This window comes from Pseudomonas sp. GW821-FHT01C01 (genome assembly GCF_059422645.1).
The window spans coordinates 67091-75233 of the sequence record NZ_JBWKXF010000028.1; the positions used below are offsets into that span (position 1 = coordinate 67091).

The 8143-nt window shown below is 60.1% G+C and carries 10 protein-coding genes; all 10 read left to right on the plus strand.

Translation table 11 applies throughout. The features are described from left to right. Nucleotides 1-105: 105 nt before the first annotated feature. The 10 genes from AC07XF_RS17830 (at nt 106) to hisC (ending at nt 8057) form a co-directional block, all read left to right on the plus strand. On the plus strand, nt 106-915 hold the full coding sequence (locus tag AC07XF_RS17830) for an ATP-binding cassette domain-containing protein (RefSeq protein WP_008001295.1): 810 nt from the start codon (nt 106-108) through the stop codon (nt 913-915). Beyond that, nucleotides 915-1712: a lipid asymmetry maintenance ABC transporter permease subunit MlaE gene (gene mlaE, locus AC07XF_RS17835; protein ID WP_495027472.1), complete on the plus strand. Its 798-nt coding sequence runs from the start codon at nt 915-917 to the stop codon at nt 1710-1712. Before AC07XF_RS17830 ends, mlaE begins: the two co-directional genes overlap by 1 nt. Next, on the plus strand, nt 1712-2179 hold the full coding sequence (mlaD, locus tag AC07XF_RS17840) for an outer membrane lipid asymmetry maintenance protein MlaD (protein ID WP_007970271.1): 468 nt from the start codon (nt 1712-1714) through the stop codon (nt 2177-2179). The genes mlaE and mlaD overlap by 1 nt, the downstream gene beginning before the upstream one ends. A gap of 11 nt (nt 2180-2190) precedes the next feature. Next, nucleotides 2191-2844 carry an MlaC/ttg2D family ABC transporter substrate-binding protein gene (locus tag AC07XF_RS17845; RefSeq protein WP_495027473.1) on the plus strand — a complete coding sequence of 218 codons (654 nt, stop codon included), beginning with the start codon at nt 2191-2193 and terminating at the stop codon, nt 2842-2844. Continuing rightward, nucleotides 2841-3146: an STAS domain-containing protein gene (locus AC07XF_RS17850; RefSeq protein ID WP_495027474.1), complete on the plus strand. Its 306-nt coding sequence runs from the start codon at nt 2841-2843 to the stop codon at nt 3144-3146. Before AC07XF_RS17845 ends, AC07XF_RS17850 begins: the two co-directional genes overlap by 4 nt. A 115-nt stretch (nt 3147-3261) precedes the next feature. Further along, nucleotides 3262-3501, plus strand: a complete 240-nt coding sequence (locus tag AC07XF_RS17855; RefSeq protein WP_007912386.1) for a BolA family protein — start codon at nt 3262-3264, stop codon at nt 3499-3501. Between the two features lie 22 nt (nt 3502-3523). Continuing rightward, nucleotides 3524-4789 (plus strand): UDP-N-acetylglucosamine 1-carboxyvinyltransferase, encoded by a 1266-nt coding sequence (gene murA, locus AC07XF_RS17860; RefSeq protein WP_495027475.1) that lies wholly within the window; start codon nt 3524-3526, stop codon nt 4787-4789. Nucleotides 4790-4914: 125 nt separating this feature from the next. Further along, nucleotides 4915-5550, plus strand: coding sequence for an ATP phosphoribosyltransferase (gene hisG, locus AC07XF_RS17865; protein ID WP_007970278.1), 636 nt, complete (start codon nt 4915-4917; stop codon nt 5548-5550). Nucleotides 5551-5676: 126 nt separating this feature from the next. Continuing rightward, nucleotides 5677-7002: a histidinol dehydrogenase gene (gene hisD, locus AC07XF_RS17870; RefSeq protein WP_495027476.1), complete on the plus strand. Its 1326-nt coding sequence runs from the start codon at nt 5677-5679 to the stop codon at nt 7000-7002. A gap of 2 nt (nt 7003-7004) precedes the next feature. After that, nucleotides 7005-8057 carry a histidinol-phosphate transaminase gene (gene hisC / locus AC07XF_RS17875; protein ID WP_495027477.1) on the plus strand — a complete coding sequence of 351 codons (1053 nt, stop codon included), beginning with the start codon at nt 7005-7007 and terminating at the stop codon, nt 8055-8057. Nucleotides 8058-8143: the final 86 nt, after the last annotated feature.

The window sequence follows — 8143 nt, forward strand, 5'->3', positions numbered from 1 at the left end:
CTTTGCAGTGATATAGTTCGCCGCCAGTTCGGCCTGCCCGGGAGGTATGTGCTTTTGTCAGAAAGCCAGGCGTCCGAGTGAGAGGCTGCATCGCAAGGAGTTTAGATGAGTGCCGATAACGCCTACGCGGTCGAGCTGAAGGGACTGTCCTTCAAGCGCGGTGCGCGCAGCATTTTCAACAATGTCGATATCCGTATCCCGCGCGGCAAGGTCACCGGCATCATGGGGCCTTCCGGGTGTGGCAAGACCACGCTTCTGCGTCTGATGGGCGCCCAGTTGCGGCCCACCAAGGGTGAAGTCTGGGTCAACGGTCAGAACCTGCCAAAACTGTCGCGCAGCGACCTGTTCGATGCGCGCAAGCATATGGGCGTGCTGTTTCAGAGCGGCGCACTGTTTACCGACCTCGATGTCTTCGAGAACGTCGCTTTTCCGCTGCGGGTTCACACCCAACTGCCGGAAGAAATGATCCGCGACATCGTCCTGCTCAAGTTGCAGGCCGTGGGCTTGCGTGGTGCCATCGAACTGATGCCCGACGAGCTTTCCGGCGGCATGAAGCGCCGTGTTGCGCTGGCCCGGGCGATTGCTCTCGATCCACAGATCCTCATGTACGACGAGCCCTTTGTCGGCCAGGACCCAATCGCAATGGGCGTTCTGGTGCGCCTGATTCGTTTGCTCAACGATGCGCTGGGCATCACCAGCATCGTGGTATCCCACGACCTGGCCGAGACCGCGAGCATTGCCGATTACATTTATGTGGTGGGCGATGGCCAGGTATTGGGGCAGGGCACGCCGGACGAACTGATGAATTCGGATGAGCCGCGTATCCGTCAATTCATGACCGGTGAACCCGACGGCCCGGTCCCGTACCACTTTCCAGCGACGGATTACCGCGCAGATCTTCTGGGGAAGCGCTGATGCGCAGAATTTCATTAATAGAGCGCGTGCGCCGCTTCGGCCAGGCCGGCATCGATGCGCTGGCGGTGTTCGGGCGTTCGACCTTGTTCCTGTTCCATGCCTTGCTCGGCCGGGGCGGTATCGGCGGCGGTTTCGGGCTGCTGGTCAAGCAGTTGCATTCGGTGGGCGTGATGTCCCTGGTGATCATCGTGGTCTCCGGGGTATTCATCGGCATGGTGCTGGCGCTGCAGGGCTTCAACATACTTTCCAGCTATGGTTCAGAGCAGGCCGTCGGGCAGATGGTGGCGCTGACGCTGCTGCGTGAGCTGGGGCCGGTGGTGACCGCCTTGCTGTTCGCCGGGCGCGCAGGTTCCGCGTTGACCGCCGAAATCGGCAACATGAAGTCCACCGAGCAGTTGTCCAGCCTGGAAATGATCGGGGTCGACCCGCTCAAGTACATCATCGCGCCGCGCCTGTGGGCCGGTTTCATTTCCCTGCCGGTGCTGGCGATGATTTTCAGCGTGGTGGGTATCTGGGGCGGCTCGTGGGTAGCTGTCGACTGGCTGGGAGTCTATGAAGGCTCCTACTGGTCGAACATGCAGAACAGCGTGACGTTCTCCGACGATGTGCTCAACGGGATCATCAAAAGTATCGTCTTTGCCTTTGTCGTGACCTGGATTGCCGTATTCCAAGGCTATGACTGCGAACCCACTTCCGAGGGGATCAGTCGTGCCACTACCAAGACCGTTGTGTATGCCTCGTTGGCAGTACTCGGCCTGGACTTTATTCTGACCGCCTTGATGTTTGGAGATTTCTGATGCAAAACCGCACCCTGGAAATCGGTGTCGGCCTTTTCTTGCTGGCTGGCATCCTGGCTTTGCTCTTGTTGGCGTTGCGGGTCAGTGGCCTGTCCCCGACTCCGAGCACCGACACGTATAAACTTTACGCTTACTTCGACAATATCGCCGGTTTGACGGTCAGAGCTAAGGTGACCATGGCCGGTGTGACCATCGGCAAGGTCACGGCCATCGATCTGGATCGCGACAGTTTTACCGGTCGGGTGACCATGCAGCTGGAAAAACGCATCGATAATCTGCCTGCGGACTCTACTGCATCTATCCTGACCGCTGGACTGTTGGGTGAGAAGTACATCGGTATCAGCGTGGGCGGGGAAGACACCCTGCTCAAGGATGGTGGAACCATCCATGACACGCAGTCATCGCTGGTGCTCGAAGACCTGATCGGTAAATTCCTGCTCAATACCGTTAGCAAAGAAGCTAAATGAGGAACTGTTAAATGATCTCTACCTTGCGACGTGGTCTGCTGGTACTGCTCGCGGCGCTGCCGCTGGTGGCCAACGCCGTGGCGTCACCTTCCGCGCACGATCTGGTACAGGACACCACTAATCGGATGCTGGCCGATCTGGCGGCCAACAAAGAAAAGTACAAGCAGGATCCGCAAGACTTTTATACCGCGCTGAACGACATCGTCGGGCCGGTCGTGGATGCCGAGGGCATCTCCAAAAGCATCATGACGGTCAAGTACTCGAAGAAAGCTACGCCTGCGCAGATGAAAACCTTCGAAGAAAACTTCAAGAAGGGTCTGTTCCAGTTCTATGGCAATGCTTTGCTCGAGTACAACAACCAGGGCATCACCGTTGAGCCGGCCAAAGACGAGTCGGGCGACCGTACCAGCGTTGGCATGACCGTCAAGGGCAGCAGTGGCGCGATCTATCCTGTCTCCTACACGCTGGAAAAGATCAATGGCGAGTGGAAGCTGCGTAACGTCATCATCAACGGCATCAACATCGGCAAGCTGTTCCGAGATCAGTTCGCCGATGCGATGCAGCGCAATGGCAACGACCTGGACAAGACCATCAATGGCTGGGCCGGGGAAGTCGCCAAGGCCAAGGAAGCCACCGACAAGAAACCAGGGCAGCCAGCCCAATGAGTGAGTCGGCAGTCCAGATGGACGAAGCGGGCGAGCTGCGACTCAGCGGCGTGCTGGATTACCGCACCGGCCCTGGCCTGCGCGAGCAGGGCAAAGCGTTGATCAAGGCCAGCAAGGCCGCGACGCTGGTGGTCGATTGCTCGGCGGTGACCAAGTCCAGCAGTGTCGGTTTGTCGTTGCTGCTGTGCTTCATCCGCGATGCGCAGGCGGCCGGCAAGGCCCTGAGCATCCGTGGGATGCCGGAAGACATGCGTGAAATCGCTCAGGTCAGCGAGATGACCGAGCTGTTGGCGCATCCCTGAACCGCATCTATAAAGAAGCCCCCCGTCAGAGTCCTGTGAATGCGGGGTTCGCAGGCGCGGGGCTTTTTTGTATGATGTCCGACCCGCGCGCACAGGGCGCCGATTGAGGTTGAGCATGCAGGCCGTAGAAGTGAAGAGCTTCCTTGAAGGAAAGCTGCCCGGAACGTTGGTAGAAGTTGAAGGCGAAGGCTGCAATTTTCAGCTGAACGTGATTAGCGATGAACTGGCGGCGTTGAGCCCGGTCAAGCGTCAGCAGCAGATCTATGCCCATTTGAACCCATGGATCACCGATGGCAGCATCCATGCGGTCACTATGAAATTTTTCAGCAGCGCGGCCTGGGCCGAGCGCACCTGAGCCCAAGGGCGTCGAGATTCTTATGGATAAATTGATTATTACTGGCGGTGCTCGTCTTGACGGCGAAATCCGCATCTCCGGGGCAAAGAACTCTGCCCTGCCGATCCTGGCTGCCACCTTGCTGTGCGATGGCCCGGTGACCGTGGCCAACCTGCCGCACCTGCACGACATCACCACCATGATCGAGCTGTTCGGCCGCATGGGCATCGAGCCGGTGATCGACGAGAAACTCGCCGTTGAAATCGACCCGCGCACCATCAAGACCCTGATCGCACCGTACGAACTGGTTAAAACCATGCGTGCGTCGATTCTGGTGCTGGGCCCGATGGTTGCCCGTTTCGGTGAAGCCGAAGTCGCCTTGCCTGGCGGTTGCGCCATCGGTTCGCGTCCGGTTGACCTGCACATCCGTGGCCTGGAAGCCATGGGCGCGGTCATCGACGTCGAAGGCGGCTACATCAAGGCCAAGGCGCCTGAAGGCGGCCTGCGCGGCGCGCACTTCTTCTTCGATACCGTCAGTGTGACCGGTACCGAGAACATCATGATGGCCGCCGCTCTGGCCAAGGGTCGCAGCGTACTGGCAAACGCCGCGCGCGAACCTGAAGTGGTCGACCTGGCGAACTTCCTGAACGCCATGGGCGCCAAGGTTTCCGGGGCTGGCACCGATACCATCACCATCGATGGTGTCGAGCGTCTGCACCCCACCACTTATAAAGTGATGCCCGACCGTATCGAAACCGGCACCTATCTGGTGGCGGCGGCGGTAACCGGTGGTCGCGTGAAGGTCAAGGATACGGATCCGACCATCCTCGAAGCCGTTCTGGAAAAACTCCGCGAGTCGGGTGCCGAAATCACCTGCGGTGAAGACTGGATCGAGCTGAACATGCACGGCAAGCGGCCGAAAGCCGTCAACGTGCGGACCGCTCCGTACCCGGCGTTCCCGACCGACATGCAGGCGCAGTTCATCTCCCTCAACGCCATTGCCGAAGGCACTGGCGCTGTGATCGAGACGATCTTCGAAAACCGCTTCATGCACGTCTACGAGCTGCATCGCATGGGCGCCAAGATCCAGGTCGAAGGCAACACCGCCATCGTGACCGGCACCGAAAAGCTCAAGGGCGCGCCTGTCATGGCCACCGACCTGCGTGCTTCGGCCAGTCTGGTGATCTCGGCGCTGATCGCCGAAGGCGACACCTTGATCGATCGCATCTACCACATCGACCGTGGCTACGAGTGCATCGAAGAGAAACTGCAGATGCTGGGCGCCAAGATCCGTCGCGTTCCGGGCTAGTTGTTGCAGATGGGGCACAGGGACGTGCCCATTGGTTTTCAAGTCGAGCCGGTTTCCGGCTCGATGCGTGTCCGGCGCCGATTGCGACCGGGCATAAGATTCCTGATTAAGGGCTGACGTTTCCCATGCTGACTATCGCACTGTCCAAGGGCCGCATCCTTGACGACACCCTGCCGCTTCTGGCTGAAGCGGGCATCGTGCCGACCGAGAATCCGGACAAGAGCCGCAAGCTGATCATCCCCACGACCCAGGACGATGTCCGTCTGCTGATCGTGCGTGCCACCGATGTGCCGACCTATGTCGAACATGGTGCCGCCGACCTCGGCGTCGCCGGTAAAGATGTGCTGATGGAATACGGCGGCCAGGGCCTGTACGAGCCGCTGGACCTGCAAATTGCCCAGTGCAAGCTGATGACCGCCGGTAAAGTCGGCGCGGTCGAGCCCAAGGGCCGTCTGCGTATCGCCACCAAGTTCGTCAACGTTGCCAAGCGCTACTACGCCGAACAGGGTCGTCAGGTCGACATCATCAAGCTCTACGGTTCGATGGAACTGGCGCCGCTGATCGGTCTGGCCGACAAGATCATCGACGTGGTCGACACCGGTAACACGCTGCGGGCCAACGGCCTGGAGCCACAGGATTTCATTGCGGCCATCAGCTCCCGGCTGATCGTCAACAAAGCTTCGATGAAAATGCAGCACGCCCGTATCCAGGCGTTGATCGACACCCTGCGCAAGGCAGTGGAGTCTCGACACCGCGGCTGATTCACCTGCGCGACCGCAAGGCGCGCCCGTCTATCCGCCTCATAGCCAGAATTCTCAGGTGCCCAAGCGGAAACGACTGCTAAGTTAGGGCGCCTGAGTTTTTGCCATTCCTATGAGGCTCTCGCTATGACCGCACTGACTGCAATTCGCCGACTCAACGCTGCTGACCCGGATTTCGCACATCATCTGGATCATCTGCTGAGCTGGGAAAGTGTGTCTGACGACTCGGTCAATCAGCGGGTGCTGGACATCATCAAGGCCGTGCGCGAGCGTGGCGACGCAGCTCTGGTGGAATTCACCCGGCAGTTCGACGGCCTGGACGTGGCGTCCATGGCCGACCTGATCCTGCCGCGCGAGCGTCTGGAACTGGCGCTCACCCGCATCTCCGTGGCCCAGCGTGACGCCCTGGAAGTCGCCGCCGCCCGTGTGCGCAGCTACCACGAAAAACAGAAGCAGGACTCCTGGAGCTATACCGAGGCCGACGGCACAGTACTGGGCCAGAAAGTCACGCCACTGGACCGCGCTGGTCTGTACGTGCCGGGCGGCAAGGCGTCGTACCCATCGTCGGTGTTGATGAACGCGATTCCGGCCAAGGTTGCCGGCGTTACCGAAGTGGTGATGGTCGTACCGACCCCGCGCGGTGAAATCAACGAGCTGGTACTGGCTGCGGCCTGCATCGCCGGTGTCGACCGCGTGTTCACCATCGGTGGCGCCCAGGCCGTTGCAGCGCTGGCTTACGGCACTGAAAGCGTGCCGAAGGTCGACAAGGTGGTCGGCCCGGGCAACATCTATGTGGCTACCGCCAAGCGCCACGTGTTTGGTCAGGTTGGTATCGACATGATCGCCGGCCCTTCGGAAATCCTCGTGGTGTGCGACGGCCAGACCGATCCGGACTGGATCGCCATGGACCTGTTCTCGCAGGCCGAGCACGACGAAGACGCCCAGGCCATTCTGGTCAGCCCCGACGCCGAATTCCTCGACAAGGTCGCCGCCAGCATCGCCAAGCTGATGCCGACCATGGAGCGTGCCGCGATCATCGAAACTTCGATCAATGGCCGTGGTGCACTGATCAAGGTTCGCGACATGGAGCAAGCCATCGAAGTGGCCAACCGCATCGCGCCGGAACACCTCGAGTTGTCCGTTGCCGATCCACAAGCCTGGTTGCCGCACATCCGCCACGCCGGTGCAATCTTCATGGGCCGTCACACGTCCGAAGCCCTGGGCGATTACTGCGCCGGCCCGAACCACGTGTTGCCGACTTCCGGCACTGCACGGTTCTCTTCGCCACTGGGCGTGTATGACTTCCAGAAACGTTCGTCGATCATCTTCTGCTCCGAGCAGGGCGCGTCGGAATTGGGCAAAACCGCTTCCGTGCTGGCCCGTGGCGAATCGTTGACCGCCCACGCGCGTAGCGCCGAATACCGTATCGTTGACGACAAGCAGGTGAAATGAATATGAGTAAATTCTGGAGTCCATTCGTCAAGGATCTGGTGCCTTACGTACCGGGCGAGCAGCCTAAGCTGACCAAACTGGTCAAGCTCAACACCAACGAAAACCCGTACGGCCCATCGCCGAAAGCCCTCGCGGCGATGCAAACCGAACTGAATGACAACCTGCGTCTGTACCCGGACCCGAACAGCGATTTGCTCAAGCAAGCCGTCGCCAGGTACTACGGCGTGCAAGGCAATCAGGTGTTCCTCGGCAACGGTTCCGATGAAGTGCTGGCGCACATCTTCCACGGTTTGCTGCAGCACGATCAGCCGCTGTTGTTCCCGGACATCAGCTACAGCTTCTACCCGGTCTACTGCGGTTTGTACGGCATCACCTTCGACGCGGTGCCGCTGGACGAGCAATTCCAGATCAACCCGGCGGACTATGCCAGACCGAATGGCGGGATCATCTTCCCTAACCCGAACGCACCCACCGGTTGCCTGTTGGCGCTGGACGCGGTCGAGCAGATCCTCAAGGCCAGCCCGGATTCCGTGGTCGTGGTGGACGAGGCCTACATCGATTTCGGCGGTGAAACGGCGATCACGCTGGTGGACCGCTATCCAAACCTGCTGGTGACCCAGACCCTGTCCAAGTCTCGCTCCCTGGCCGGTCTGCGGGTTGGCCTGGCGGTCGGGCATCCGGACCTGATCGAGGCGCTGGAGCGGATCAAGAACAGCTTCAACTCTTATCCGCTGGATCGTATGGCCAATGTCGGTGCAGCCGCCGCATTCGAAGATCGCGAGTACTTCGACAAGACCTGCCGTCTGGTCATCGAGCACCGTGAGTGGGTGATTGCGCAGCTGGAAGGGAAGGGCTTTGAAGTGCTGCCGTCAGCGGCGAATTTCATTTTCGCCCGTCACCCCAGGCACGATGCGGCTGGGTTGGCTGCGAAGTTGCGTGAGCAGGGCGTGATTGTCCGGCACTTCAAGCAGGAGCGGATTGCCCAGTTCCTGCGGATCTCCATCGGCACGCCCGAGCAGAATCAGGCGCTGATCGACGGCCTCGGCGACCTTTAACTCACCGCCAACCCTGTGGGAGCGGGCTTGCTCGCGAAAGCGGTGTGTCAGTTAACTTCTGCGTCGACTGACACACCGCTTTCGCG

What these genes read in the sequence shown, in the direction of transcription:
- hisD (WP_495027476.1), top strand. Translation starts at nt 5,677, where the DNA reads ATGACCGCACTGACTGCAATTCGCCGACTCAACGCTGCTGACCCGGAT.
- murA (WP_495027475.1), top strand. Translation starts at nt 3,524, where the DNA reads ATGGATAAATTGATTATTACTGGCGGTGCTCGTCTTGACGGCGAAATC.
- AC07XF_RS17830 (WP_008001295.1), top strand. Translation starts at nt 106, where the DNA reads ATGAGTGCCGATAACGCCTACGCGGTCGAGCTGAAGGGACTGTCCTTC.
- AC07XF_RS17845 (WP_495027473.1), top strand. Translation starts at nt 2,191, where the DNA reads ATGATCTCTACCTTGCGACGTGGTCTGCTGGTACTGCTCGCGGCGCTG.
- AC07XF_RS17850 (WP_495027474.1), top strand. Translation starts at nt 2,841, where the DNA reads ATGAGTGAGTCGGCAGTCCAGATGGACGAAGCGGGCGAGCTGCGACTC.
- hisC (WP_495027477.1), top strand. Translation starts at nt 7,005, where the DNA reads ATGAGTAAATTCTGGAGTCCATTCGTCAAGGATCTGGTGCCTTACGTA.
- mlaE (WP_495027472.1), top strand. Translation starts at nt 915, where the DNA reads ATGCGCAGAATTTCATTAATAGAGCGCGTGCGCCGCTTCGGCCAGGCC.
- mlaD (WP_007970271.1), top strand. Translation starts at nt 1,712, where the DNA reads ATGCAAAACCGCACCCTGGAAATCGGTGTCGGCCTTTTCTTGCTGGCT.
- AC07XF_RS17855 (WP_007912386.1), top strand. Translation starts at nt 3,262, where the DNA reads ATGCAGGCCGTAGAAGTGAAGAGCTTCCTTGAAGGAAAGCTGCCCGGA.
- hisG (WP_007970278.1), top strand. Translation starts at nt 4,915, where the DNA reads ATGCTGACTATCGCACTGTCCAAGGGCCGCATCCTTGACGACACCCTG.